This window comes from Brenneria populi, assembly GCF_036016195.1.
GTDB lineage: Bacteria > Pseudomonadota > Gammaproteobacteria > Enterobacterales > Enterobacteriaceae > Brenneria > Brenneria populi.
Genome location: NZ_JAYWTM010000006.1, coordinates 431,065 through 456,779, shown reverse-complemented (window position 1 = coordinate 456,779; position 25,715 = coordinate 431,065). Strand labels below are relative to the sequence as shown.

At 56.8% G+C, this 25,715-nt stretch carries 24 protein-coding genes; 7 read left to right on the top strand and 17 right to left on the bottom strand.

What is annotated here, in order from left to right:
- Together dsbC and xerD are read right to left on the bottom strand one after the other, a co-directional pair.
- A complete protein-coding gene (dsbC, locus tag VSX58_RS09625) occupies positions 1-717 on the bottom strand; it encodes a bifunctional protein-disulfide isomerase/oxidoreductase DsbC (RefSeq protein WP_327617848.1) in 717 nt (238 codons plus the stop codon).
- Positions 718-799: 82 nt separating this feature from the next.
- Complete coding sequence (gene xerD / locus VSX58_RS09620) at positions 800-1,699, bottom strand: site-specific tyrosine recombinase XerD (protein ID WP_327617904.1); 900 nt, start codon at positions 1,697-1,699, stop codon at positions 800-802.
- Positions 1,700-2,157: 458 nt separating this feature from the next.
- Here xerD and VSX58_RS09615 point away from each other — a divergent pair, with 458 nt between their 5' ends.
- The 3 genes from VSX58_RS09615 (at position 2,158) to fldB (ending at position 4,696) form a co-directional block, all read left to right on the top strand.
- Positions 2,158-3,483, top strand: coding sequence for an MFS transporter (locus VSX58_RS09615; RefSeq protein WP_327617847.1), 1,326 nt, complete (start codon positions 2,158-2,160; stop codon positions 3,481-3,483).
- A gap of 220 nt (positions 3,484-3,703) precedes the next feature.
- On the top strand, positions 3,704-4,021 hold the full coding sequence (locus VSX58_RS09610; protein ID WP_327617846.1) for a YdhR family protein: 318 nt from the start codon (positions 3,704-3,706) through the stop codon (positions 4,019-4,021).
- A gap of 156 nt (positions 4,022-4,177) precedes the next feature.
- Positions 4,178-4,696 (top strand): flavodoxin FldB, encoded by a 519-nt coding sequence (gene fldB / locus VSX58_RS09605; protein ID WP_327617845.1) that lies wholly within the window; start codon positions 4,178-4,180, stop codon positions 4,694-4,696.
- Positions 4,697-4,719: 23 nt separating this feature from the next.
- Here fldB and rlmF read toward each other — a convergent pair whose 3' ends face one another.
- The 3 genes from rlmF to sdhE all read right to left on the bottom strand — a co-directional run bounded on the left by rlmF (position 4,720) and on the right by sdhE (position 6,569).
- Positions 4,720-5,673, bottom strand: a complete 954-nt coding sequence (gene rlmF / locus VSX58_RS09600; protein WP_327614094.1) for a 23S rRNA (adenine(1618)-N(6))-methyltransferase RlmF — start codon at positions 5,671-5,673, stop codon at positions 4,720-4,722.
- Between the two features lie 235 nt (positions 5,674-5,908).
- Positions 5,909-6,322, bottom strand: coding sequence for a protein YgfX (locus VSX58_RS09595; RefSeq protein ID WP_327614095.1), 414 nt, complete (start codon positions 6,320-6,322; stop codon positions 5,909-5,911).
- A complete protein-coding gene (gene sdhE, locus VSX58_RS09590; RefSeq protein WP_327614096.1) occupies positions 6,303-6,569 on the bottom strand; it encodes an FAD assembly factor SdhE in 267 nt (88 codons plus the stop codon). Before sdhE ends, VSX58_RS09595 begins: the two co-directional genes overlap by 20 nt.
- Positions 6,570-6,780: 211 nt before the next feature.
- Between sdhE and ygfZ the strand changes: the two genes are divergently transcribed.
- The gene (gene ygfZ, locus VSX58_RS09585) at positions 6,781-7,767 is read left to right on the top strand and encodes a tRNA-modifying protein YgfZ (protein ID WP_327617844.1); all 987 of its coding nucleotides are present in this window, start codon (positions 6,781-6,783) and stop codon (positions 7,765-7,767) included.
- A gap of 44 nt (positions 7,768-7,811) precedes the next feature.
- Here the strand turns inward: ygfZ and trhA are convergent, their stop codons facing one another.
- Positions 7,812-8,462, bottom strand: a complete 651-nt coding sequence (trhA, locus tag VSX58_RS09580) for a PAQR family membrane homeostasis protein TrhA (protein WP_327617843.1) — start codon at positions 8,460-8,462, stop codon at positions 7,812-7,814.
- A gap of 455 nt (positions 8,463-8,917) precedes the next feature.
- Here trhA and VSX58_RS09575 point away from each other — a divergent pair, with 455 nt between their 5' ends.
- Positions 8,918-9,526: an HD domain-containing protein gene (locus VSX58_RS09575; RefSeq protein ID WP_327617842.1), complete on the top strand. Its 609-nt coding sequence runs from the start codon at positions 8,918-8,920 to the stop codon at positions 9,524-9,526.
- A 93-nt stretch (positions 9,527-9,619) separates the two neighbouring features.
- Here VSX58_RS09575 and VSX58_RS09570 read toward each other — a convergent pair whose 3' ends face one another.
- The 5 genes from VSX58_RS09570 to VSX58_RS09550 are packed head-to-tail and all read right to left on the bottom strand — an operon-like array spanning position 9,620 to position 14,551.
- Entirely contained in the window at positions 9,620-10,927 is a 1,308-nt protein-coding gene (locus VSX58_RS09570) for an ABC transporter substrate-binding protein (protein WP_327617841.1), read from the bottom strand.
- Positions 10,920-12,008, bottom strand: a complete 1,089-nt coding sequence (locus VSX58_RS09565) for an ABC transporter ATP-binding protein (RefSeq protein WP_327617840.1) — start codon at positions 12,006-12,008, stop codon at positions 10,920-10,922. Before VSX58_RS09565 ends, VSX58_RS09570 begins: the two co-directional genes overlap by 8 nt.
- Positions 11,999-12,832: a phosphodiesterase gene (locus VSX58_RS09560; protein ID WP_327617838.1), complete on the bottom strand. Its 834-nt coding sequence runs from the start codon at positions 12,830-12,832 to the stop codon at positions 11,999-12,001. The genes VSX58_RS09565 and VSX58_RS09560 overlap by 10 nt, the downstream gene beginning before the upstream one ends.
- An 11-nt stretch (positions 12,833-12,843) precedes the next feature.
- The gene (locus VSX58_RS09555) at positions 12,844-13,689 is read right to left on the bottom strand and encodes a carbohydrate ABC transporter permease (protein WP_327617837.1); all 846 of its coding nucleotides are present in this window, start codon (positions 13,687-13,689) and stop codon (positions 12,844-12,846) included.
- Positions 13,679-14,551: a carbohydrate ABC transporter permease gene (locus VSX58_RS09550; RefSeq protein WP_327617836.1), complete on the bottom strand. Its 873-nt coding sequence runs from the start codon at positions 14,549-14,551 to the stop codon at positions 13,679-13,681. The genes VSX58_RS09555 and VSX58_RS09550 overlap by 11 nt, the downstream gene beginning before the upstream one ends.
- A 245-nt stretch (positions 14,552-14,796) precedes the next feature.
- Between VSX58_RS09550 and VSX58_RS09545 the strand changes: the two genes are divergently transcribed.
- Positions 14,797-15,009 carry a hypothetical protein gene (locus tag VSX58_RS09545; RefSeq protein ID WP_327617835.1) on the top strand — a complete coding sequence of 71 codons (213 nt, stop codon included), beginning with the start codon at positions 14,797-14,799 and terminating at the stop codon, positions 15,007-15,009.
- 474 nt (positions 15,010-15,483) lie between these two features.
- Here VSX58_RS09545 and gcvP read toward each other — a convergent pair whose 3' ends face one another.
- The 6 genes from gcvP to budA form a co-directional block, all read right to left on the bottom strand.
- Positions 15,484-18,357 carry an aminomethyl-transferring glycine dehydrogenase gene (gene gcvP, locus VSX58_RS09540; protein ID WP_327617834.1) on the bottom strand — a complete coding sequence of 958 codons (2,874 nt, stop codon included), beginning with the start codon at positions 18,355-18,357 and terminating at the stop codon, positions 15,484-15,486.
- Positions 18,358-18,465: 108 nt separating this feature from the next.
- Positions 18,466-18,858: a glycine cleavage system protein GcvH gene (gene gcvH, locus VSX58_RS09535; RefSeq protein ID WP_327617833.1), complete on the bottom strand. Its 393-nt coding sequence runs from the start codon at positions 18,856-18,858 to the stop codon at positions 18,466-18,468.
- A 117-nt stretch (positions 18,859-18,975) separates the two neighbouring features.
- The gene (gene gcvT / locus VSX58_RS09530; RefSeq protein ID WP_327617832.1) at positions 18,976-20,076 is read right to left on the bottom strand and encodes a glycine cleavage system aminomethyltransferase GcvT; all 1,101 of its coding nucleotides are present in this window, start codon (positions 20,074-20,076) and stop codon (positions 18,976-18,978) included.
- Positions 20,077-20,482: 406 nt separating this feature from the next.
- A complete protein-coding gene (locus tag VSX58_RS09525; protein WP_327617831.1) occupies positions 20,483-21,949 on the bottom strand; it encodes an alpha/beta hydrolase in 1,467 nt (488 codons plus the stop codon).
- 181 nt (positions 21,950-22,130) lie between these two features.
- Positions 22,131-23,810 (bottom strand): acetolactate synthase AlsS, encoded by a 1,680-nt coding sequence (gene alsS / locus VSX58_RS09520; protein WP_327617830.1) that lies wholly within the window; start codon positions 23,808-23,810, stop codon positions 22,131-22,133.
- 39 nt (positions 23,811-23,849) lie between these two features.
- On the bottom strand, positions 23,850-24,632 hold the full coding sequence (budA, locus tag VSX58_RS09515) for an acetolactate decarboxylase (RefSeq protein WP_327617829.1): 783 nt from the start codon (positions 24,630-24,632) through the stop codon (positions 23,850-23,852).
- Positions 24,633-24,762: 130 nt separating this feature from the next.
- On the opposite strand from budA, the gene VSX58_RS09510 reads away from it, so the two are divergent.
- Complete coding sequence (locus tag VSX58_RS09510; RefSeq protein ID WP_327617828.1) at positions 24,763-25,656, top strand: LysR family transcriptional regulator; 894 nt, start codon at positions 24,763-24,765, stop codon at positions 25,654-25,656.
- The last annotated feature ends 59 nt before the right edge of the window (positions 25,657-25,715 follow it).

Sequence of the window (25,715 nt, the reverse complement as noted above, 5' to 3'; positions counted from 1 at the left end):
TCAACCGCCTGTCTTCATCGACGCCTGGTGCGCGTTCAACATGGTCAACATCTCTTTCGGCTCCTGATAACCCGGCACCACCATGCCGTCCGCCAGTACGATCGCCGGAGTTCCCTTCACGCCGAACTGGATGCCGAGCTGATAGTGCGCGTCGATATCGACATTACAGGACGCCGGCGAGATTTCATCGCCCTTCATGGCGTCATCAAGCGCTTTATTCCGGTCGGCCACGCACCAGATAGACTGCATATTCTTCTCGGTCTGGGAGTTCGGCCCCTGACGCGGAAAGGCCAGATAGCGTACGGTAATGCCCAGCGCGTTGTAATCTTTCATCTGTTCATGCAGCTTTTGGCAGTAACCGCAGGTGATATCGGTAAACACGGTTATCACGTATTTTTCCTGCGCGGCTTTATAGACGATCATCTGATCCTGCAACGCGTCCATTTTCCCTTTCAGAATCCGATTCGTCACGTTCACCGGCGCGCTGCCGCTGATATCGTACAGCGGCCCCTGGATTAGATGCTTGCCGTCTTCGCTGATGTAAAACACGCCGCTGTCCGTCAGTACGGTTCTCATACCGGCCAGCGGCGCGGGTTGCACTTCCGCATCCGGCATGCCCAGGCGGGCCATCGTTTGTTTAATCGCCGCGTCATCGGCGCGGGCCGCACCCGCCGCCGTTGCCGCCAATAGAGAGAGCAGTAGTAACCCTTTTTTCATTGCATAATCCTGTTTCGGTAAGTACGCCGTAATAATCCGCCGCTGACCGGCACTCGCCGCCCGTCAGCGATAAATCGCCTTGCTACGCCCGCGGGTGATGGCGTTGATGAAGCTGCTTCAGCCGTTCCGTCGCCACATGGGTATAAATTTGCGTGGTAGAGAGGTCGCTGTGTCCCAGCAACATTTGTACGACGCGCAGGTCCGCGCCATGATTCAATAAGTGGGTGGCGAACGCGTGGCGCAGCACATGCGGAGATAACTTTTCGCTATCAATCGACGCCAGAATCGCATAGTGCTTGATGCGATGCCAGAAGGTCTGACGCGTCATCTGCTGCGCGCGGTTACTGGGAAACATCACATCCAGCGTCCGTCCGTTAAGCAGCCACGGGCGGCCATGCTCCAGATATTGCTCAATCCAGTACACGGCCTCTTCGCCCAGCGGCACCAGCCGCTCCTTATTTCCCTTGCCGATTACCCGTACGACGCCCTGGCGCAGGCTGACGTCGCTGAGCGTCAGCCCCACCAGTTCGGAGACCCGCAGCCCGGTGGCGTACAGTACCTCAAGCATGGCTTTGTCGCGTAGCTCCAGCGGTTGATCGACGCTGGGGGCGTTGAGCAACGCGTCGACCTGAGCCTCGCTCAAATCTTTCGGCAGGCGCTGCGGCAGCTTTGGCGACGACAGCGCCGCGCTGGGGTCGTCGCTGCGCATTTTTTCCCGGTAAAGATACTGAAACAGCCTGCGCATGGCGCTCAGTAAACGCGCGGAGCTGGTCGCCTTGTAGCCGCCTTCCACCCGTTCGGCCAGAAAAGATTGCAGATCGATAGCCTGCGCGCGCAGCAGATCGCTATCATGATGCGCCAGCCACTCCGCCAGCGCGCGTAAATCCAGCCGATAAGAGGCCAGCGTATTTTCCGCCAGATTGCGCTCCAGCCACAGCGCATCGAGAAACTGCTCGATAAACGCTTGATCCTGCGCCTGCATCGCGCTCCCCTCTTTCGTCATGAACGTCCATCCCCTTCATACTTCAAGCTGCCGGACAAAAACGCCAGCCGCGTTTTCGCACGCCGCCTAAAGGACGACGGGAATATTATGCCTGAGTCATTCGTTAACCGGCTAATCATCCTTACCCTGCGCGCTTTCTGCAAGTCTCGGGATTCTGGATGTCAAAATGCGGTCATTTGGCGGCAAACGGCGGAATGACGGGGATAATAATCGCAAAAATCGCCGGATCTCACATATTCCGTCAGAGCTCGTATCGTCATAACATTCTCCGGTATAAACATAATACGATAAGATTATATTTTACGTATTCGGTATATGCTGGAATAGCCTCCAGACTCGCTTTTTCGCCCGCTTATCCCCTTACGGAATCTCCGTTGAAAAGCCCATTTCTCTATGCATAGAATAGCTGTTCGTGTTGTTAAAAAAGATGAATTACCATGCAAGCTACCATCACCCCCGCTATCGACGCCGAGGCGGACTCTCCACCGGTAAACTCCAAAAGTAAAGTGATTATTGCCTCTCTGGTGGGAACCGCGATTGAATTTTTTGATTTTTATATTTATGCCACCGCCGCCGTACTGGTATTTCCCCATATTTTCTTCCCCCAGGGAGACCCGGCCGCGGCAACGCTACAGTCGCTGGCCACTTTCGCCATCGCGTTTATCGCGCGCCCGATCGGCTCGGCGCTATTCGGACATTTCGGCGATCGCATCGGCCGCAAAGTCACGCTGGTCGCATCGCTGCTGACCATGGGCATTTCCACGGTGGTTATCGGCCTTCTGCCCAGCTATGAAACCATCGGCATCTTCGCGCCTATGTTATTGGCGCTGGCCCGTTTCGGCCAGGGTTTGGGACTGGGCGGCGAATGGGGCGGCGCGGCGCTGCTGGCGACGGAAAACGCGCCGGCGCACAAACGCGCGCTCTACGGTTCATTCCCCCAGCTCGGCGCCCCGATCGGCTTCTTCTTCGCCAACGGCACCTTCCTGCTGCTCTCCTGGCTGCTGACCGACGAGCAGTTCATGCAGTGGGGCTGGCGCGTGCCGTTCATCTTCTCCGCCGTGCTGGTGCTGATCGGCCTGTATGTGCGCGTCTCTCTGCATGAAACGCCGGTATTCGCCAAAGTCGCCAAAGCGGGCGGACAGGTGCGCGTGCCGATCGGCACGCTGTTCCGTAAGCATTTGAAAGTCACCATTCTGGGTACTTTCATCATGCTGGCGACGTATACGCTGTTCTACATCATGACCGTCTACTCCATGACCTACGGCACCACGCCGGCGCCAAGAGGGCTGGGCTTCTCGCGCAACACCTTCCTGTGGATGCTGATGATTGCCGTTATCGCCTTCGCCATCATTATCCCGCTGGCGGGCTATCTGGCGGATATTTTCGGACGCCGCAAAACCATGATTGCCGTCACCTGCCTGATGCTGGCCTTCGCCATGCTGTTTCCGTCGATGCTCGGCTCCGGCAATTCGGCGATCGTGATGGCTTTCCTGATCTGCGGAATGGGCATGATGGGGCTGACCTTCGGCCCGATGGGCGCGCTGCTGCCGGAGCTGTTCCCGACGGAAGTCCGCTATACCGGCGCGTCGTTCTCCTATAACGTCTCCTCTATTCTAGGCGCCTCCGTCGCTCCCTATATCGCCACCTGGCTGACCGTGACATACGGCCTGTTCTATGTGGGGCTCTATCTGGCGGCCATGGCGTCGCTGACGCTGATCGCTCTGCTGTTAAGCAAAGAGACCCGCCATCAGTCTCTTGGCTGATCCGGCGCCATACGGCGAAGGCTCCGGCCTTCGCCGCTTTTTTCTCCCCGTCCGGCTTTCCCTCTTCCCCCGCTAAAACACCGCGGCGTCTGCGGCGATCGATCGCCTCCCTGTTCGGGAGTATGATGTCTATCGCTGTTCACCCCCTTGATTACATGACACATTGTTCGGGCATTTACCCCGGCAGCGATCGTGGTTCATCCCAGAGATAAAGACCTAAATGACTCATTTATTGCAAGTGACTTACCATCCATCGACCAAGCAGCTCGACAGCACGCACGCTGAGATGCGACATCTGGCGCAGGAAATCGCGCAGGTTGACGGGCTGATTTCCAAAATATGGACATTCGATAAGCAGGCCAACTTACGCTGCGGAGTCTATCTATTCAGAGAGCGCAGACATGCCGAGACCTGGCGCGACAACGTTATCCGCGCCAGAGCGGAAGAGGGCGCCAGCGATATGCAGACGCATATTTTTGAGGTTCTCGACGACTTTACCGCGCTGACCTGGAATACTCCCCCGGCATGGGTGCGATAAAAAGAGAGGAGAAGCGCCGTCGCGCTGATTGGCCGATATTTCCAATATACTGTCGCCGCATATTCGGTTAGGCTACGCTTCTGCGTTCAAGGCGGTGGGATAACCGCGGTCGACGCCATCACTTATCATTGATCTGAAACGACTTCTCTATCACATATGAAAATCGGTCTATTTTACGGTTCAAGCACCTGCTATACCGAAATGGCGGCGGAAAAAATCCGCGACATTCTAGGCGACGATCTGGTCGATCTGCACAACGTCAAAGATGTCGCCCCGCAGCGGATGGAAGAGTACGAGATACTGATTCTGGGCATCCCGACCTGGGATTTCGGCGAAATACAGGAAGACTGGGAAAACATCTGGCAACAGCTCCCCACTCTTAATCTGAGCGGCAAAATTGTGGCGCTGTACGGCATGGGCGACCAGCTGGGGTATGGCGAATGGTTCCTTGACGCGCTGGGCATGCTGCACGCGCAATTGCTGCCGTCGGGCGTGAAGTTTGTCGGCTATTGGCCGACCGAGGGCTACGATTTTACCAGTCCGAAACCGCTGACCGCCGACGGCGAACATTTTGTCGGGCTGGCGCTGGATGAAGTCAATCAGTACGATCTGAGCGACGAGCGCCTGGAACAGTGGTGCGGACAAATTTTGCAGGAAATTGCGGCGGAGCTGTAAAAAACGCGCCGCCGTCAGGCGCGCTACCGCCGTTTCTGTAACCACCACCTTGCGCGGGCGGGGGCGTCAAAAAAGCTCCAGGCCACAAAACGGCTCTGCTTCTGCCCCTGCGCCATATCGACGGTTCTGACCGTCGCAGCCCCGACGCTTTCCAGCGCACGATAAATGCCCGGCAGATTCTCTTTGCGCGAAACCAGCGCGGTAAACCACAGGCACTGACGGGCGACGTCGGCGCTCTCGTTAATCATCCGGCCGATAAACGCGCTCTCACCGCCGTCGCACCACAGCTCGTCCCGCTGGCCGCCGAAGTTAAGCGGCGAATTTTTATCCAGCCCAAGGTTATGCAGCTTGCGTTGCGATCCCTGGCGCGCTTCGGCGGCAGACGCATGGAACGGCGGATTGCAAAGCGTCGCATCAAAAATTTCGTTCTTATGGATAATGCCGGCAAGGATGGCTTGGCTGTTTTTCTGACGCCGCAGCCGAATAGCGCGATTCAGGCCGGGATTCGCCTCAATAGTGGCATTGGCCGCCTGCATCGCCTGCGGATTAATTTCACTGCCGGTAAAACGCCAGCCATATTCGCGGTGGCCAATCAGCGGATAAATGCAGTTGGCGCCGCAGCCGACATCCAGCACGCTGGCGTCGCGCGGCACCACGGCGCGATTATCCTCCGCCAGCAGATCGGCCAGATAGTGAAGGTAATCCGCCCGGCCGGGAACCGGCGGGCAGAGAAAACCGTCTGGAATAATCCAGCGTTCAATCTGGTAAAAATGGTGCAGCAGAGCCTGATTCAGCGCCTTAACCGCATCCGGGTCGGCAAAATCGATCGACTCATCGCCATAGGCGTTCACCTTCACATGGGGAATCAGCGCCGGGTGGATTTGCTTTAGCGCGGCGAAATCATATCGGCCGCGGTGGCGGTTGCGCGGGTGCAGCGCGTTTTTTTGCACCGTATGTTTATCAGCTTGCGTCGTCATCGGCTTCTCTCTTGGTATACGGCGCGTAAGATACCCGCTACGCCAGCCGGCGTAAATCACCGCGGTCGTTTTTATCCGCCGTCGCAATCGGCGAACCTCGGCGCCAAGCCTAAAGAGACGGGACGGAGTAGCGTCGGCAGCGTGAAATCACGTCGCGAATTCAAACGGTACAGGAAATAGATTAAAGGAAAAAACAATCTATCGCGGGAATAAAGGCGCGCGGCCGGCCTGAGTATCAATTTGCCCGGCTGTTATGCTGCAATAGCAGCTGGCGTAAATGACGCCATTCGTCGTCCCCCATGCTGTCCGAGGCCAGCCACAGGCGTTTGCGTCCCTTGCCATCGATCGCCTTGAGCGTTAGCAAAACGCCGTTCCTCAGCATCCAGGGGCGTTTGGCAACCAGCCACTCCTGTTTCTGCCAGCGCAGGCGCGTTGCGCTATGCAATAAAATTTCGCCGTGGCGGGATTTTATGTTGCGTTGACTGCGGATAAAACCGAACACCACCAGCGTGACCAGCCCCAGCCACAGCGCCGTATAGCGATCCGGCCAGGGGGCCAGCAGAATCAGCAACACCAGTAGTCCGTGCGCAACCAGTGAAAAAAGCTGCATACGCCAGGAGACGCGAAGGTCACATTGCCACTGGGCCACGGTCTTTATTTCGCGTTTGGATAAGGGAGATCATTCGTTTCAGATCCTGATCCTGCGGTTCGCCGTGGTTCATCAGCCAGTTGAACAGATCCGGATCGTCACACTGCAACAGACGGATAAACGTATGTTTATCATCATCGCTTAATGCATCATATTCATGTTCAAAAAAGGGCATGATAGAAATATCCAGTTCGCGCATACCACGCCGACATGCCCAATGAATCCGTGATTTATTTTCAATATCCATGCTTAAAACCACCTTATTATCGATCATACCTATTAGTGTAACCCGATTTCAGCGGCGGGTATTCAACGAATAGTAACACTTTGACATATTTTACCCGCCTATTAACCATGATTGCGCCGCGGGCTTGGCCGCGCCGGGAATAATAACCGCTTGCAAACCCGCGCCGCTCTTTTACCATTAGCTCATTCGCTTAGCAGAGCAGGAACATATTATGGTCAATCAACCCTCTTTTTCTTCACAACCACTGCTTGCCGCCGCCGATTTACCCGCCACGCTGATTTCGCTCGATCGGTGGGCGCTGGTCACGCTGAACGGTCCCGACACCGTCAAATACCTTCAGGGTCAAGTCACCGCCGATGTGGCCGCGCTCGCCGCCGACCAACATGTACTCTGCGCGCACTGTGACGCCAAAGGAAAAATGTGGAGCGATCTGCGTTTGTTCCAGCGGGCGGAGGGGTTCGCCTTCATCGAACGCCGGAGCTTACGCGATACGCAACTCAACGAATTGAAAAAGTACGCGGTATTCTCGAAAACAACGATTGCGGCGGACGACGACGTCGTTCTGCTGGGCGCCGCCGGCGCCGACATTCGCCAACGGCTTCAGCCCGTCTTCAGCCGCCTGCCTGACGCCGAGCATCCGGTGATGCAGATCCAGGATGCCACCGTGCTGCATTTTGCACATCCCGCCGAGCGCTTCCTGCTGGTATTACCCGCCGCGCGCTATGCCGCATTGCTGGAACAGCTCACGGACAACGTCGAATTCAATGATAGCCGCCAATGGCTGGCTTTGGATATTGAATCCGGCCTGCCGATCATTGACAGCGGAAACAGTGCGCAGTTCATCCCGCAAGCGGCTAATTTGCAGGCATTAAATGGGATCAGCTTCAGCAAAGGCTGTTATGCCGGGCAGGAAATGGTCGCCCGCGCCAAGTACCGGGGCGCCAACAAACGGGCGCTATACTGGCTGGCGGGTCAGGCCGAACGGGTTCCCGAAGCCGGGGAAGATTTGGAACTGCGATTGGGCGATAACTGGCGCCGCACCGGCACCGTCCTGGCGGCCTGCCGGTTGGGCGATAGCCGCGTCTGGGTGCAGGCCGTCCTGAACAACGATCTGGAGGCCGACAGCGTTCTGCGCGTACGCGACGATGCCGACGGCCGGCTGACGCTCCAACCGCTGCCGTATGAGATAACCGACTGACGGCCGTGACGATGCCTGCGGACGCAGGCATCATCGGTTCGGCGCTAAACGTACAGATAAATCGCCAGAAAATGGCAGACGCTGCCGCCGAGCACAAAGCCGTGCCAGATGGCGTGATTATAAGGAATGCGGTTGCAGGCATAAAAAATCACGCCCAGCGTATAGATTGCGCCGCCCGCCGCTAGCAGCGCAACGCCGCCGGCGGACAGCGCCGACGCCAATTGATAAATCACCACTAGCGACAGCCACCCCATCACCAGATAGGTAATCAGCGAAAGCGCTTCGAAGCGGTGAGCGAAGGCCAGTTTAAATATCACGCCCAGCAGCGCCATACTCCAGATAACCACCATTAGCCCGTGGGCCAGCGGTGAATTCAGCCCAACCAGTAAGAAAGGCGTATAGGTGCCGGCAATCAGCAGATAAATCGCGCTGTGGTCGAATTTTTTCAGCCACGGCTTGGCCCGCGGCGAAGGAATGGCGTGATACAGCGTCGAAGCCAGAAATAGCAGAATAATGCTGCCGCCGTACAGACTGTAGCTGGCGATGGCGACGCCGTCGGCGCCCTGCCCGACCGCCTGCACCAGCAATAAAACCAGACCGACAATACCGAAAACCAGGCCGATTCCGTGGCTAACGCTGTTGGCGATTTCCTCCGCCAGCGAATATCCCGATGCCCATAAATTTTTCGCCATCATCTACCTCATTAACGCCTATTCAGCCGGCAGGCCCGTCATCGCGCGCAAAACGTAAACCTGACGATAGAACCCCGGAGAATAATCCTTAAGCAGATTAGCTGAGAATAGTTTCAGTGTACACCTGTAAGCTAAAAATTATTTTTCACCGTCCGCCCCCTTCTCAGGCGGTGAAAAAAACGGCCTTACCCGCGTCGTTCCCGTTTGCTGACGCGGCGGACGGCGGCATAGGAGCATGCCGTATGAAACGGCTATCTCTTTAATCATCACGCGCAATAATGCGTATAAATCTTCCGCGACATCCCCTACAATGACCCGCTTCCGGCGCGCTCGCCCGCCGCGCCTTCCGGCGTCGTTAAGGGTTATCGGGTTCCGGCCGTCATTTATTTTCTACGACAAATACGCAGGCCGCCCGCGTTTAACCGCTTATCCGGTTTCAATTGAAAGAGGTTGTTCCCATGTCGTTATCTCCATCCGTTCTCGATTTCGGTTCGCTGACCAACGTGGTCGGTTTTTTGATGGAAATTGATAAGTTAAAAAGCGTACAGCGGCGCTCAAAAATCATCGGCAGTTCACGTCACGAAGACTCGGCCGAGCACAGCTGGCACTTCGCCGTCGCCGCCATGAGCCTGGCGCCCTATGCCGGGGAAGAGGTTGATATCAACCGCGTTATTCAAATGGCGCTGGTTCACGATATCGTCGAAATCGACGCCGGGGACGTCATGGTTTACGACCTGGCCGCCCGCGCCGCCATCCACGACCGGGAAGTGGCCGCCGCCGCCCGCCTGTTCGGCTTACTGCCTGAACCGCAGCGGCGGCATTTTCATCAGCTGTGGCTGGAATACGAAGCCGGCGAAACCGCTAACGCCCGCTTCGCCCTGATGCTCGACCGCGTGATGCCCATCCTGATGAACCTGCATAACCAGGGGCAAAGCTGGGTGGAAAACGGTATCCGTCTGGAGCAAGTGCTGGGCCGCGCCGAGTTTATCGCCGGCGTCAACCCGGAGCTGTGGCGGCATCTGAAACAGCATCTGGAAGCGGCGCAGGATAAGGGCTGGCTGCTTTAGCATCGGTTGCCGACGTAAGCATTGCGCGGCGGCGCATGTCTGGATTCAGAGGGATGCCGAGTTTGCGCATCCCTCTGTCGTCGCGAATCTATTTTATTTCGGTAAACTCAGCGCCGTCCGCTCGACATAGGGCTTCATAATGTCGTCCGCTTCCCGCTGCGCGGCGGTTACCGCTTTATCCACGCTTATCGCGGGGTCGTTCAGTAGCGCCGCCAGCTGATTTTCCATCGCCTTGCGCACCGCTACGGTTTCGTAGGTGGCATACCACGGATGAGCGTACTGCAGCTGCGACAACGCGATCGCCGCCCGCGGATCCTTAGCCAGGTAATCTTTCATTTCCGGTAAATCGTAAGCGGCCATTCTGGGAGAGAAATAGCCGGTGAAACGGCTCCAACTCCCGCTCACCTTCGGGCTGACCAGATAGTTCAGGAACGCCCAGGCCGCCTTTTTCTGATCTTCCGAGATGCCTTTGAAACTCACCAGACTGGCGCCGCCAATCGTCACGCCACGGCGCACCTTTTCCGGCATCATCGCCACGCCCAGCGAAAAATCTTTGGTATTTTCACGCATAAAGCCCAGCGCCCCGGTGCTCAGCATCGCCATGCCCAGCTTGCCGGAGAAGAAGGCGGCGCTGATTTGTTTGGAATTCAGCACGCCGGCCGGCATCACCTTATCGCGATATACCAGATCGCGCCAAAACTGTAACGCCCCCTTGGTCGAGACAGTGTTGTAATACACTTCTCCCGGATAGTCCGTGTTGTAATAAGCTCCGCCGTTGGCGCGGGTCAGCGCAGACAGCATCCAGCCGCCGTAATCGTCGTTAGTGGATGGGATCATCATGCCCCACTGTCCTTTCGCCGGGTCGGTCAGCTTTTTCGCCACCTTGACCACCTCGTCCCAGGTTTTCGGCGCTTCGCTGAACCCGGCCTGTTTCAGCATATCCTCGTTGTAATAGAGGATAGGCGTAGAGTTGTGAAATGGGATGGCGTAGGTCACGCCCATTACCTGAGCGTTCTGGCGCAGCGCGGGCCAGAAATTTTCCATCAGGAATGGCGTGGCCTTCTCATTGCCGTATTTAAACAGCTCATCCATCGGCAGGATTTGATCCTTGATGACCAGATCGGCGGTAAAGTTAGCCGCCATGATCACCAGCGCCGGCGGCTGCCCCGCCTTCGCGGCGGCCTCGGCTTTCACCTTGGTGGTGTCATAGCCGCCGGTGAAAATACCGCGCACATCGACCCGATCCTGCGACGCATTGTACTCGTCGATGATCCGTTTCATTTCCATCGTCAGCTTACCGTCCACCGGGGCGGGAAACATGAAATCGATACTCTGTTTGGCGAACGCCTGGCCCGCGCCCAGCAGCGCAATGGCCAGCGCGGCGACATGATATTTACGCATTTACTTTCTCCTGGGATAAATTGCAGGCGGTTTGCCCGGAAAACCAATGACAATCCTGTAATGAAAAACTCAACGTCAACGCCGCGCCGATGTCCGGCACGCCCTCGCGGTTGGCCCGTCGATAGCGAAGCGCGCCCAGCGCGGTGTCCGCCTGGATCAGATATTCCGCGCCGAACAATTCTCTATGAACTACCGTTGCCGGCAGCGAAATCCGCCCTTCTGATGCCGCCTGTTCGCTAATATGTTCAGGACGAATACCCAGCAGCACGTCCGTCAGTTGACCGGATTCATGCGTTTCAGGCAGACGAATGCGCCGCGCCAACAGCGCGGCATGACCCGAGGTACAAGGCAGCGGGATGAGATTCATCGTCGGCGTGCCGATGAACCCCGCGACAAACACGTTGGCCGGATGAGCGTAAAGCTGCTCCGGCGTGCCTATCTGCTGTAACTCGCCGCGATCCAGCACCGCAATCCGATCGGCCATGGTCATGGCCTCGATTTGATCGTGGGTGACGTAAACCGTGGTGGTTTTCAGTTGCTGATGCAGCGCCATAATCCCGTCCCGCACTTCGCTGCGCAGCCTGGCGTCCAAATTCGATAGCGGTTCATCCATCAAAAAGAGGTGCGGATTACGAACGATGGCGCGCGCCATCGCCACCCGCTGACGCTGGCCGCCGGAGAGCTTACCCGGCTTACGCGACAGCAATGATTCAAGCTGCAGCAGAGTGGCGACCCGCTGTACGCGCTGCGGGTATTCCGCTTTAGGCTCCCCGCGCATGCGCATACCGAACGTGATGTTCTGTTCCACCGTCAGATGCGGAAACAGCGCGTAGTTCTGGAAAATCATCGAAAAGTTGCGCTGCTTCGGCGTCCAGCCGGAAATGTCTTGCCCATCAAGCAGAATTTGCCCTGAGCTCACATTCTCCAAACCGGCCAGCATACGCAATAAGGTACTTTTGCCGCAGCCGGACGGACCGACCAGCACCAGAAATTCGCCGTCGGCGATCTCCAGCGACAACGACTTCAGCGCCTGAGTTTGCTCAAACCGCTTGCTGATATTGCGTAACTCAATCACAGCCATGACTCATCCACCGGGCAGCTAATACGCGCATCGTAGAGATAAGGACCGGCAAACGGCGCCAGCGACTGGCAATAACTCACTAATCCGGTATCCGGCACATAGCGGTGCATCACGACGGAAGCGGGTTCAAGGTTGTAATAGGGCGCGCTATCCGTATGAAAGTAAGGCACCTGGTGTACCGTGCCCGGCACCGTGGCGATGATAGCCTGGCGGTACTGCGTGAAGATCAAACGGTGATTATGGCCGCAGAACACCCGGGTCAGTTGAGGAAACCGTTCGATCAGACGCAGCAGTTCCCGTCCGTTTTCACAGGCGATGGGATCCATCTGGGCCGAGCCCAGCGGCAAAGGCGGGTGGTGCATGAAAAGCGCGCTTTCCCACGTCGGATGTTGGCTAAGCTGTTGCTCCAGCCATGAGAGCGTCGCCGGCGTCAGCCAGCCTTTTGACTGCCCTGCCAAACTGCTGTCGATAAACAGCAGACGCAGCGGAAACGCATCCACCGCATAGCGCATATTTTCCGCATCATCGCCCAGCGAAGGGCACAGCGGGCGCATGGCGTTCAGGAAATTCTGTTTATCGTCATGATTGCCGGGGATCACGTACATCGGGTAGTCCAGCATTTGCAGCACATTGTGCGCAACCTGATACTCCCGCGGATGCCCGCAGTTAACGATATCGCCGCTTATCACCACGGCGTCGGGCCGCTCCGTCAGCGCATTCAGCTTATTGATCGCTTCAGCGTTCCGGCCGTTGATATCGATAAATTCATACAGCTTGCGGCCCTCGCTGCGAAAATGCAGATCGGAAATTTGCGCCAGTAACATGGCTGTTCCTCCTACTTGATGCCCGAAAAACCAAAACTGCTCAGAAACTGCTTCTGAAACAGAACAAACGCCACCATCAGCGGCAGGCAGACCAGCAGCGTTCCGGCGCAGATCAATCCCCACTGCCCGCCGGATTCCGCTCCCATGGCGAACGAGACCAGACCGATGGTCAGCACCTGTTTATCCGGGTCATTGAGCACCATCAGCGGCCAGAGATACTCATTCCAGTGATAGGTAATGCTGACGGTGGCGAAAGCCAGAATCGAAGGCCACGTCATGGGGATCAGCACGTGGAACACCACCTGCCACCAGCGGCAGCCTTCCATCAGCGCGGCCTCTTCAATCTCTTTGGCAATGTTCAAAAACGCCTGGCGCATCAGAAATACGCCGAACGCCGAGGCGCAATACGGCATCATCACGCCCGTCAGGGTATTAAGCAGGCCCAGTTGCTTGAGCGTCATCATGTTCGGCACCATCATGACGACCGGCATGATCATCAGTTGAATCAGCAATAGGTAGAACAGCAGGTTTTTGCCGCGGAACTGATGGTAGGCGAAGATGTAACCCGCAGTGGTGGCCGTCACCAGTTGAACCAGAAACGTACCCAGCGCAAAAATCAGCGTATTGCCGTAAAGCCGCGGCCAGTCTGCGCTACTCCACGCCTCGCGAAAGTTATCCAGCGTCAGCGGAAACCGGGGGAAAATCGACGCCATATCGGCGCCGAAACTGCTGCTGCCGACGGATGCCGACAGCATCCATAAGAACGGCGCGATCCACAGTAGCGCGGCGCAGATCAGCAACAGCGGCAGCGTCAGACGCGTGGCCGTTCGCAGCGGATGCAAACGCTCAACGCTCATAATGCGTCCCCCTTTCCAGCACTTTCAGGTTCAGGATCGAGAACGTAAACAGGAGCAGCAACGTAATAAAGGTGGCGGCGGAGGCTTTGCCAAGATCGTGGGTATCGTTCGCCAGATCCTGAATGTAGTAAAGCAGGACCGTGGTGGCATTGTTGGGCCCGCCGCGCGTCATGACCGCGACGTGATCGATCTGGGTAATGGCATAGATAAAGGCGATAATCATGACGAAAGCCAGGGTCGGCCGCAGCAGCGGCAGGGTGATATAGAAAAAGACCTGACGCTTCGACGCCCCTTCCATAATGGCGGCTTCACGCGCCGAGGTCGAAATAGACTGTAGGCCGGCCAGGAAGAACAGCATGTAATAACCGGCAAATTTCCAGATGCCTATAATGCCGACGGCCGCCAGCGCCGTATTGCTCATGCCAAGATAGTTGTTGTTCATCGGGCCGAGCGCTTTCGCCAGATAGTAATCCAGCAATCCCAGCCCCGGCATAAAGATAAATAGCCACAGCGTCGCCGCGCTGACCAGCGGCACAATCATGGGAAAGAAAAAGGCGGTGCGCAGCCAGCGGTTAATCCGCGAGTTTTCCCACAGCATGACCGCCAGCGCCAAACCCAACAACACGCCGGGAATAACCGTCATCAGGATATACAACAGGTTATTCCACAGCGCTTGCCAGAACACGGCGTCCTGAAACAGGCGGACCACGTTGTCCAGGCCAACGAACTGCGGCTGCTCCGCATTCATCCGGGTATCATAAAGGCCGTCGACAACCGAACGGATCAGAGGGAAATAGGTAAAGGCAAAAAGAAAAACCAGCGTGGGCGACAGCACCAGATAAGGAAAATATTTTGCACGCATAACGCAAAGGTCACTCAGTGTGAAACAGAGGAAATTTACCTTAAATACGCTTTATGTCAGGGAAGAGGCTATTCAATGAACGTTTGTTTTCAAGCGTAGATACCCGCCCGCATAACATAAGGTTTACAGGATGGGGAAATCTTTGACATGCATAACGTAGGTAGCTAGATTGCTAAATATGCGCGTTGCTATTAAGGTAGCATGCGAATTGATAGCTAAAAAATAGCAAGTCTAGAGGTATCGCCATGATGCATAAATTCAAAGGAAATAGAATTTATGATGCAAAAGGCCTCGGCCTTGAACAAGTCGTTACGGCAAAGGAGCTGATAGACATAACAAAAGCCGAGCGTGATCGCATATCATCAGTTAAATTTATCCCTCCTGAAATTGGAGGAAAAGGATTCGGCAATTTTCATATAAAATTCCGCCACAATAAATACATTGTTTCTGAGGATTAGAAATGTCAGAGGTCATGGATAGACGCAGTAAACAAGACAGTAAAGAACATCAAGATGCTTTGGTATAAAAGATCATTGAAAATCAGCGCATTGATATTGCTGTAAAAGAAAAAGAACAAGAAGCCCGCGTAAAAGAAATAGAATCAAATGAAAGATTAGGGCTTCGCGCAATCGAGGACCAAGAAAAGGTTCAGACCGCACTCGGAAAAAGAGAAACCACCAACATATTCATTCGTGTTGGTGGTTTTGTTTTATGCTTCATTGCCGTTTTGATTTTTATTGGATTTGCAATAAAAAACAATGCGAAAGACATCGTTATAGAGCTAATGAAATATATCGTGCCGCTCATCATTGGCGGCGTCGGCGGTTTCTACTTTGGCAAATCGAAAGGCAAAGAAGAAAGCGAGAAAGACTAACGCGCCTTGCGGCAACGATCGACCCGTCTGATGGATCGATCGCTTAAAAAGAACCGCCTTACGCGTAATCCGCCGTCGGCACGCAGGAACAGAACAGATGACGGTCGCCATAGACATCATCCAGGCGTTTTACCGTAGGCCAATATTTGTTTTCCCCGCCCGCCGGGAATACCGCCAGCTCACGGCTATAGGGATGAGGCCACTCCCCGGCCAGTTCGCTCTGAGTATGCGGCGCATTCACCAACGGGTTATCCTCCAGCGGCCATTCGCCCGCAGCCACGCGGACAATCTCCGCATGAATCGCCAGCATCGCGTCGATAAAGCGATCCAACTCCGCCAGACTTTCCGACTCCGTCGGCTCCACCATCAGCGTACCGGCGACCGGGAATGACATGGTCGGCGCATGAAAGCCGTAATCAATCAAACGCTTGGCGATATCCATCTCGCTGATGCCGCTGCTTTCTTTCAACGGGCGGAGATCCAGAATGCACTCATGCGCCACACGCCCGTCCCGCCCGGCATACAGAACCGGATAAGACGATCGCAGCCGCGCGGCGATATAGTTGGCGTTGAGGATCGCCATCTGGCTCGCCCGCTTCAGGCCTTCGGCGCCCATCATGCGGATATACATCCAGCTGATCGGCAGAATAGAGGCGCTGCCGAACGGCGCGGCGGACACCGCCCCCTGCCCGGTCAATACGCCGTCGATTTTCACCACCTTATGTCCGGGAACGAACGGCGCCAAATGCGCTTTTACGCCGATCGGCCCCATGCCCGGGCCGCCGCCGCCGTGGGGAATGCAGAAAGTTTTATGCAGGTTGAGATGCGAAACGTCGGCGCCGATATAGCCCGGCGACGTAATGCCGACCTGCGCATTCATGTTGGCGCCGTCCAGGTACACCTGGCCGCCGAACCGGTGCACGATCTGGCACACTTCGCGGATGGTTTCTTCATAAACCCCGTGGGTGGAGGGATAGGTCACCATGATGCAGGCCAGCTTCTCGCCCGCGGACTGCGCTTTTTCACGCAGATCGTTGAGGTCGATATTGCCCTGTTTGTCGCAGGCCACCACCACCACGCGCATGCCGGCCATGTGCGCCGACGCCGGATTGGTGCCGTGCGCCGAACTGGGGATCAGGCAGATATCGCGGGCGGATTCGTTACGGCTTTGATGGTAGCGGCGGATCGCCAGCAGCCCGGCGTACTCGCCCTGCGCGCCGGAGTTCGGCTGCATACACACGGCGTCGTATCCCGTCAGCTGCGCCAGCCAGCCGCAGAGCTGCTCGATCATCTTGCGATAGCCCAGTGCCTGTTCAGGCGGGCAAAACGGGTGCAGCTCGGCGAACTCGGGCCAGGTAATCGGCAGCATTTCGGCCGCGGCGTTAAGTTTCATGGTGCAGGATCCCAGCGGGATCATCGCCTGATTCAGCGCCAGATCCTTACGCTCCAGGCGGTGCAAGTAGCGCATCATCTCGGTTTCGCTGTGATAACGGTTAAACACCGGATGGCGAAGGATGGCGTCGTCGCGTCGCAAGGCCGCGGGGATTGACGCGGCCTGCCCGCCAACCGCCGCATCCAGCGTGTCGATATCCAGACCGTGGGAAGCGCCCAGCAGGATGGCGAACAGCGTCTGCACGTCCTCCCGGCTCGTGGCTTCATCCAACGTCACGCCGACTGCGCCGTCCAGGTCGGCGCGCAGGTTGACGCCGAAGCTCAGCGCCCGGCTCAGCACGGCGGCCTTATCGCTCACGTCGACGGTCAGCGTGTCGAACCAGGTTTGATGGCGCAGCGTCAGCCCGCCCCGGCGCAGCCCGAGCGCCAGGATGTCCGTCAAACGGTGGATGCGTGCGGCGATGCGCCGCAATCCCTCAGGACCGTGGAACACCGCGTACATACCGGCGATATTGGCCAGCAGCACCTGAGAGGTACAGATATTCGAATTCGCTTTTTCACGGCGGATATGCTGTTCGCGGGTCTGCATCGCCATACGCAGCGCGCTATTGCCGGCGGCATCCACGGAAACGCCGATAATCCGCCCCGGCATGGCGCGTTTGTATTCATCCCGGCAGGCGAAAAACGCCGCGTGCGGTCCGCCGTAGCCCATTGGCACGCCGAAACGCTGGGCGGATCCGAAAACGATATCGGCGCCCTGTTTGCCCGGCGCGGTCAGCAGCACCAGCGCCATGATATCGGCGCTGACGCAGCTCACCACCCCGCGCTGTTTCAATTCGGCCATCAGGCCGCCGTAATCATGCAGCTCGCCGGTGGTCGCGGCCTGTTGCAACAGCACGCCGAATACGGCGTCGTCGTTCAGCGCGCCTGCCGCCTTGCCGACCACGACGTCAAAGCCCAGGGTTTCGGCGCGGGTACGCACCACGTCCAGCGTTTGCGGGTGGACATCGTCGGCAACAAAGAAGCGGTTGGCCTGCTTGAGCTTGCTAATGCGTTTCGCCATCGCCATCGCTTCCGCGGCCGCCGTCGCCTCATCCAGCAGCGAGGCGGAAGCCAGTTCCAAACCGGTTAAATCCTGAGTAACCTGCTGAAAATTCAGCAATGCCTCCAGGCGCCCCTGGGAAACTTCCGGCTGGTACGGCGTGTAGGCCGTGTACCAGCCCGGGTTTTCCAGCAGGTTGCGTAAAATCACCGGCGGCATCAGGACGGCGCAATATCCCATGCCGATATAGCTTTTGTAGCGCTGGTTCCGGCCGGCGATCGCCTTCAGCTCAGCCAACGCCTGATGCTCCGTCGCCGCATCGCCGACCGCGGGCGAGCCGGGCAACTGGATATCGGCGGGCACAATCTGCCGGATTAGCGCATCGAGCGAATCCGCGCCTACCGCGTCCAGCATCTTCCGTTGCTGAGCGGCCGAAGAACCGATATGACGTTCAACGAAAGCGCCGTTATCTTCAAGCTGACTGAGAGTCTGGGTCATTAGGCTAATTTCCTGCATCAAACACTCTCCGCGCCATACCCGGCGGGCAACGCGAAGCGAGGGAACGAGATAAAACGCCCCGGCGCGGAGAGGTCCGGGGCGCGGCGACTATTCTTCTTCGTCCAGCGCGGCCTGATACTCTTCGGCATCAAGCAGCTCATCCAGATCGGACTCATCGGACGCTCGGATGCGAAACAGCCAGCCGTCGGTATAGGGCGCGCTGTTGACCAATTCAGGCGAACTCTCCAATTCGGCGTTGATTTCGATAATTTCACCGCCGATCGGCGCATAAATATCGGACGCCGCCTTGACCGACTCGGCGACCGCGCAGTCATCGCCGGCGGAAACGATGGTGCCCACTTCCGGCAAATCGATAAACACCATGTCGCCCAATAATTCCTGCGCATGTTCGGTAATGCCGATGAGATAAACGCCTTCACCCTCAGACTGCACCCATTCATGCGAAGCGGTATATTTTAGTTCTGCTGGTACATCGCTCATTGCCACTTTCTCCTTCCTTCACAAAACGATTAAAATTGGCCGCATACTCTAATGCCGATCGTTTAAACATCGAGATACACGGGGCGACCGGTCGCCTCTGATACCGATGGGGTAGCGTTAATATTGCACCAGCGGTTTTCCGGCGCGGACAAAGCCCGGCCGGGTGACATGCACCAGCAGCTCGCGGTTACGGATCTGGACAATCGCCTGCTCGCCGATCCCGGCAGGAACGCGCGCCAGCGCAATGCTCAGACCCAGCGTAGGCGAAAAGGATCCGCTGGTAATCACCCCTTCCCGCATCACCCCTTCACTATCCGTGAAGCGCACGGGCAGATCGTTGCGCAGCACGCCCTTTGCGGTCATCACCAGCCCGACCAGCTGTTCGGTGCCTTTTTCACGCTGACGCTCCAGAGCCTCACGACCGATAAACTGGCGATCTTCCGGCTGCCAGGCGATCGTCCAGCCCATATTGGCGGCCAGCGGCGAAACGCCTTCATCCATATCCTGTCCGTAGAGATTCATTCCGGCCTCCAGCCGCAGCGTGTCGCGCGCCCCCAATCCGCACGGTTTGACCCCGGCGGACAACAGCCGCCGCCACAGTGAAACCACCTGCTCTTTCGGCAGCGCGATCTCATAGCCGGCTTCACCAGTATAACCCGTTGTCGCGATGAAAAAATCATCAGCCTGCACGCCGAAAAACGGCTTCATCCCCGCAATTTTCGCCCGCTGGGAATCATTGAGCAGGCTCTGCACCTTGGTCTGCGCCTGCGGCCCCTGAACGGCCACCAGGGCCAAATCCTGGCGTTCGCGCACGTCGACCATAAAAGGTTCGGCGTGCCGGGCTATCCAGGCCAAATCTTTCTCACGGGTGGCCGAGTTCACCACCAGCCGGAAATACTCTTCCGTGATGAAATACACGATCAGATCGTCGATAACCCCGCCGGACGCATTCAGCATGGCGGTATAGAGCGCCTTGCCGGGCTGAGTGAGCCTGGCGACATCGTTCGCCAGCAGATAGCGCAGAAACTCGCGGGTTCTGGCGCCGCGCAAGTCCACGATGGTCATATGGGATACGTCAAACATACCGGCATCGCGACGGACGCTGTGATGTTCATCGAGCTGGGAGCCGTAATGCAGCGGCATCATCCAGCCGTGAAAATCAACCATTTTGGCGCCGTCCGCCAGGTGCTGTTGATATAACGGAGTCTGCTTAGCCATGATTTCCCTCTGTTCGGAGCACTGCGTTCGGGCGCTGACAGCCGCCACGCAAACGATATCTTGATAATGAACTTACCACCGAAACGCCGGTTAAACTATCCCCTCAGACATAAGATAATCTATATGGAAAACACCTTCCGCCGCACGGGGGCAAATCACCGGAAACAGAAAGATAATTTAAAAAATAAATGATAATCAGTATAAAAAATTGTATTTTTGGATAAAAAATAAAATTATCGCCATGAAAAATGGATTACATGATAATTAATCGCGGAGAAAAAACGCCCCATGCATTAATTAAAATAATGCGAAAAATACACCAAAATTAGATTATTTCACCCAAACCCGCCGGCGGCGGCGGGCGATTGGCCGACGGCCGGCGCCATTCACGATGAAATAACGCCGGCTATTGCGGAATATTCTCCTCAATACGCTGTATCAGGTAAGGAAAAAACGGATTGGAGGAGAGCCGCAGTAGCGTATCCAGATCCACCACCAGCACCGAACGCTCTCCTCTGGCCGCAATCATGCCCAGCGGCAAACCGAACTCGCGGGGATGCTGCGAAAAACGGCCATACAGGGAGTCGCTATCCGGAAAGGGCAAGGCGACGTGCGACAGCGAGTAGACATCGCGCGGATAATCAATGCCCAGATCGCGCGAACTGCCCCGCGTCTCCCCCGCTTTCACATCGAAAGCGACGGCATGCGCGCTGTCCGGCGCCGCGTTGGCAATCACCGTGGTGTCATAACGGCGCGGCGCCTGCGGCAGCAGTTGGCCGACGGCGCGATCAGCGGAATCACGCAGTAACGGCCCGAAGTTGATGGTGCGATTCACGTCAAACAGCACCAGTTGGCTGCCGTTCGCCGGCAAAAGATCGTAAAACGCCGAAACCACCGCCTGGGTGCTCACGGTGAAGTCCATGACGGACTGAAAAGTCAGCACCGGCGGCAATTGCGCCAAGGCATGCTGCTGCGCCTTACGGGTAAGCTGTCTCTGTAATTCGCGGGTCAATAACCAGGACTGACGCGCCCCGTTAACCGGAAACGAATTATATTTGAACGGATTAAACTCCGGCAAAATACTCAGCCACGCCGATTTGGCGAACGCCGGAAATATCGCCGGTAGCCCCGCCAGCCCGGCAAAGCGGGCATAGAGGGTCACGCCGATCATCGGAGAGATCAGTATCAGCCGATCCGGCCGCCTCAGCGCGGGATCGTCCAGCGCGTCCAACGCATACTTCAGCGCCAGCGCGCCGCCGTTGGAAAAGCCCACCATGTGCAGCGGCAGCGTCTTGTCCAACGCCGGCGCCAGCCGATGCTGCGCCTCGCGCACCGCCAGCCGGGTGGCCGCCAGCCACTCCCGCCAGTGCGCGCTCGTCAACGCGCCGGGCACCGTACCGTGCGCCGGCAGGCGAATGCCGACCACGACGAAACCGCGCTGGCGATAGCGCTCGGCAATATGCCGCAGGCTGTAAGGGGAGTCCGTTAATCCATGCAGCAGCACCACCGCGCCTTTTGGCGCGCCCGCCGGCATCAGTTCATAAGAGCGATTCCAGTCATGCTGAAATTTTCCCGGATACACCGGGCTGCCGGAAAAATAGCGGTTGATAGGCCGTTGTTCATCATCCTCCAGCTCCTGGGTCACATGCCGATTGACCTGCTGGAAAATATTCTCTTCGGCGCGCAGATAGGCCGGCCAGTCGGCGCGATCGAGCTCGTCCGCCGAAAGCTCATCCGGCACAAACGTATGCCAGGGCGCCAGGGCCGGGCCGCGTTGCGTGTCATAAATCCGAATAACCAGCAATGTCGCCGCCGCCACGATACACATAACGGCGCCGCGCTTGATTATCCGCCTGGCAGACTTTATCAGCATGATTACATCCCTTCCGATTCGCCATGTTACCGGCCGTTTTCAATTCGGTTTATCGTAAGCCTTTATTCAGCGTACCAGTCCGGCAATCTATACGGTAGAGAAGAAAATATCGTTGAGGAAAACATCGTTAAGGTAGGCGGTGGCCGCTTTCGTCAGCCGCGGACGAAAGCGGCGCATCTTGTTATATCAGCTGGCTGATATTCAAATCCTCCATCAAACGCTGATTATCCGAATAGTCCACCGGAATGGCGATCACCGCCGGCCCTTGCGTATCCATAGCCTGACGCAGCTTCGGCACCAATTCATTTTCCGCTTCCACCGCGAATCCGGTCGCGCCGAACGCCTCCGCATACGCTTTAAAATCGATCGGACCGAATTTGACCCCGGAAGCGCGGTGATATTTTTTCAGTTCCTGAATTTCAACCATATTGTAGGCGTTATCCACCCAGATAATATGCAACAGGTTGCTCTTCAGGCGCACGGCGGTTTCCAGTTCCATACTGGATTGCATAAAACCGCCGTCGCCTGAAACCGAAATCACCTTCTGGCCGGGGTGAATCAGCGATGTGGCGATCGCCCAGGGTAAGGCGACCCCCATCGTTTGCTGGCCGTTGGTCATCAGTACCTGCCGCGCCCGGAAACTATACAGATAGCGCGCCAGCCAGATATGAAAACTGCCCATATCGACGCACAGCGTGACGTCGTTGTTGACGATATCCTGCATCGCCCTGACCAGCCGCAGCGGATGAATGGCGAATCCCCGCATCTTCATGCCGCGTAGCGCCAGGTCGTGGCGCTGCTGGCAGCGATCGCGCAAAATAGCCTGCGTTTGCGCCGACATCGACATAGGAGAAAGGATGTCGTGGGTTAACGCATCAATGGTTTCGGCGATGTTGCCCACCAGCTCCACATCCGGCAGGTAGGCGCTGTCGATATTGGCCGGCAGCACATCAATATGCACCAGCTTCGCTTTGCCGCTGTTCCACAATACCGGATCGTACTCCACCGGACTGTAGCCGACCGTAATGATCAGGTCGGCCTGCTGCAGCAGCTTATCTCCCGTTTGGTTGTTGAACAGCCCGACACGCCCGGCGAAATGGTCGAAACTCTGCTGGTCGACGGCGCCCGCGGCCTGGTAAGTGCTGGTTACCGGCAGTTGGCTTTTATGCAGCAAACGGCGCAACGCCTCGGCGTTTTTAGGCTGGCTCGCCATCATCCCCAGCAGCAAAATAGGATTTTTAGCCTGCTGGATCATCCGGGCGACATTCTCGATATCCGTATGAGGCGCGCCGTTTATCGGCGGCAGCGTTGGGCGCACCAGCACGGCGCTGGTTACCGGGTCGTTGACGATATCCTGCGGCAGGCTGATAAAAGAGGCGCCGGGATGGCCCGTCTCCGCAGCCCGGAATGCATTCGCCAGCACTTCGGAGATCGCGGATGATGCGCGGACTTCCGCGCTAAACTTGGTGACCGGTTGAAACAGGCTGACGGTATCCAGGCTTTGGTGCGTCAGCTTAAGGCTTTCCGCACGTTTGACCGCGCCGCCCATCGCCACCACCGGATCGCCCTCCGTCGTCGCCGTCGCCAGTCCGGTGACCAGATTGCAGCAGCCCGGCCCGGAGGTCACCAGCGTCACGCCGGCCTTGCCGGTTAAACGCCCGATAGCGGCCGCCATAAATGCGCCGTTGGCTTCATGCCGTACCGGGATCATTTCAATCGGCGAGTCTTCCAGCGCATCAAAAACGCGATCGATCTTCGCTCCGGGGATACCGAATACATATTGCACGCCCTGCTGTTCCAGATGTTTTACAACCAGGGATGCCCCACAGCTCCAATGCTGTTGAGCCGTCGAATGTTCCATTGTCTCACTCCTCTGAGATGACTTGTGCTGAGTTGTTGCTTAGCCTTCCACTGACTGGATAGCGCTATCGAGGTTATCGGGTGACAAGTCAGCGCTGAGAAAATCCCGATCCTGCGGTAAATCGATAATCAACTTGGAGATGACCCCAAAGGTTAAGACGCCGCTTTCCATTTGATAATCAAGGATATGGCCACCGCCTTCGCGATTATCGGTGATAAAGTGTTCGTGATAACCGGCAACGTTAATGCCCTGCGTATAAGCCGGGCTGCGAAAGCCGATGACGCTTCCCCGGCAGGATTCGAAATGGAATTTCGGCTGCTGGGCGATCGCCTCCAGCATCGGTTTATAAGGGCGCGTCTGGCGCGGAACGGTGCGGGTTTCGACATAATTGAAATGCCCATCGATCCTCAGCGCGCAAAACAGATTATCCGTACCGACCTGAGCATCGATCTTCTGATGAAGCGCCTCGCGGTCGATACGGCTGCTGAAATGAATTTCTTCCGTCGGCCGGAAGAATGTCATGACGGCGAATGGCGTCTTCTGGTGCGGCATGGCGGCCCGTGCGCTGCCGTCGGCGCGCAGTTGAAAAATGCGGCTGTTAAACGCCACCAGTTCGCCATCCAGATAGTTAAATGTTCCTAATCCAAAATCGCCGTGCTCCAGCAATTCCTTCATCGTCCGGCTGCCTTCGTATACGCCATTTATTAATCCGCTCATCAGAGATGTTTGATAAATAACGCAATCGGGATGGTGCGCCTGATGGTCAATTGCATAGGATGCGATCTCTTCCGCACAAGAGTTGACGCCTATATCTTCTTTCATATGACTTCTCTTTCGCTGGGTTATTACTTAAATTTTTCTAATTCATGATTAAAGATTGCGTGATCACCGTCAAAGTTCCAATATACAAAGGTTGTCATTTCAAGATCCAAAAGATATGGAGTCGCCACTAATGGAATTTCGTTACCTGCGCTACTTTGTCGCCGTCGCATCCACGCGGCATTTCACGCGCGCGGCGGAAAAACTGGGCATATCGCAACCGCCCCTGAGTCAGCAAATCAAAAAGCTCGAACATGAAATAGGCACGCCGTTATTTAAAAGGCTTACGCGCGGCGTTGAAATGACGGAAGCGGGAAAGGTGTTATATGAGGATGCGCGCCAGATTCTGAGCCTGACGGATGCGGCCGTTGACCGGGCCAGGAGCATCGCCAGAGGGGAAAGGGGAAGTTTCAACGTCGGCTTTTCCGCCTCGTCGTCCTTCCACCCTACCGTGCTGCAGCTTCTGCATGCCTATCGCCAGCGCTATCCGCAGGTGCAATTAAACCCGCGGCAAGAGAATACCCCGGACCTGATCGCCGCGCTTCACAACCGAAATATCGATGTCGCCTTTCTACGCCTGCCGTGCGACGTCAGCAGCGAATTAAACAGCGAGATATTGCTCGAAGAGCCCATGACATTAGTGCTGCCCGCCGACCATCCGCTGCATGACAGACGCGATATCCGTTTGAACGAACTGAATCAGGATCCGCTGATTATCTTTCCGCGCGAGGTTTGCCCGGTCTTGCACGATATGATTTTACGCACCTGCTACCTATCGGGATACGAGCCCAAGCTGAGCCAGCAGGCGCCCCAGCTCACGGCCACCATCGGCATGGTCTCGGCCGGATTCGGCATCACCATTATTCCCCGCTCCCTGTCCTGCATCAAGATGGATCGCGTCTCGTACCACCCTATCGATAACGCGCGCCTGAATACGCAGATAACCATGGTTTGGCGCCAGCACGAACGCTCGCCTCTCGTGTTGAATATGATGCAGCTGCGGCGCAATCATCTGCGCAAAAGCTAGCCGCGTTCCCCACCGCCCCCGCGATACGCAAAATCGTTGTCAAAAGCCGACAATTGGCA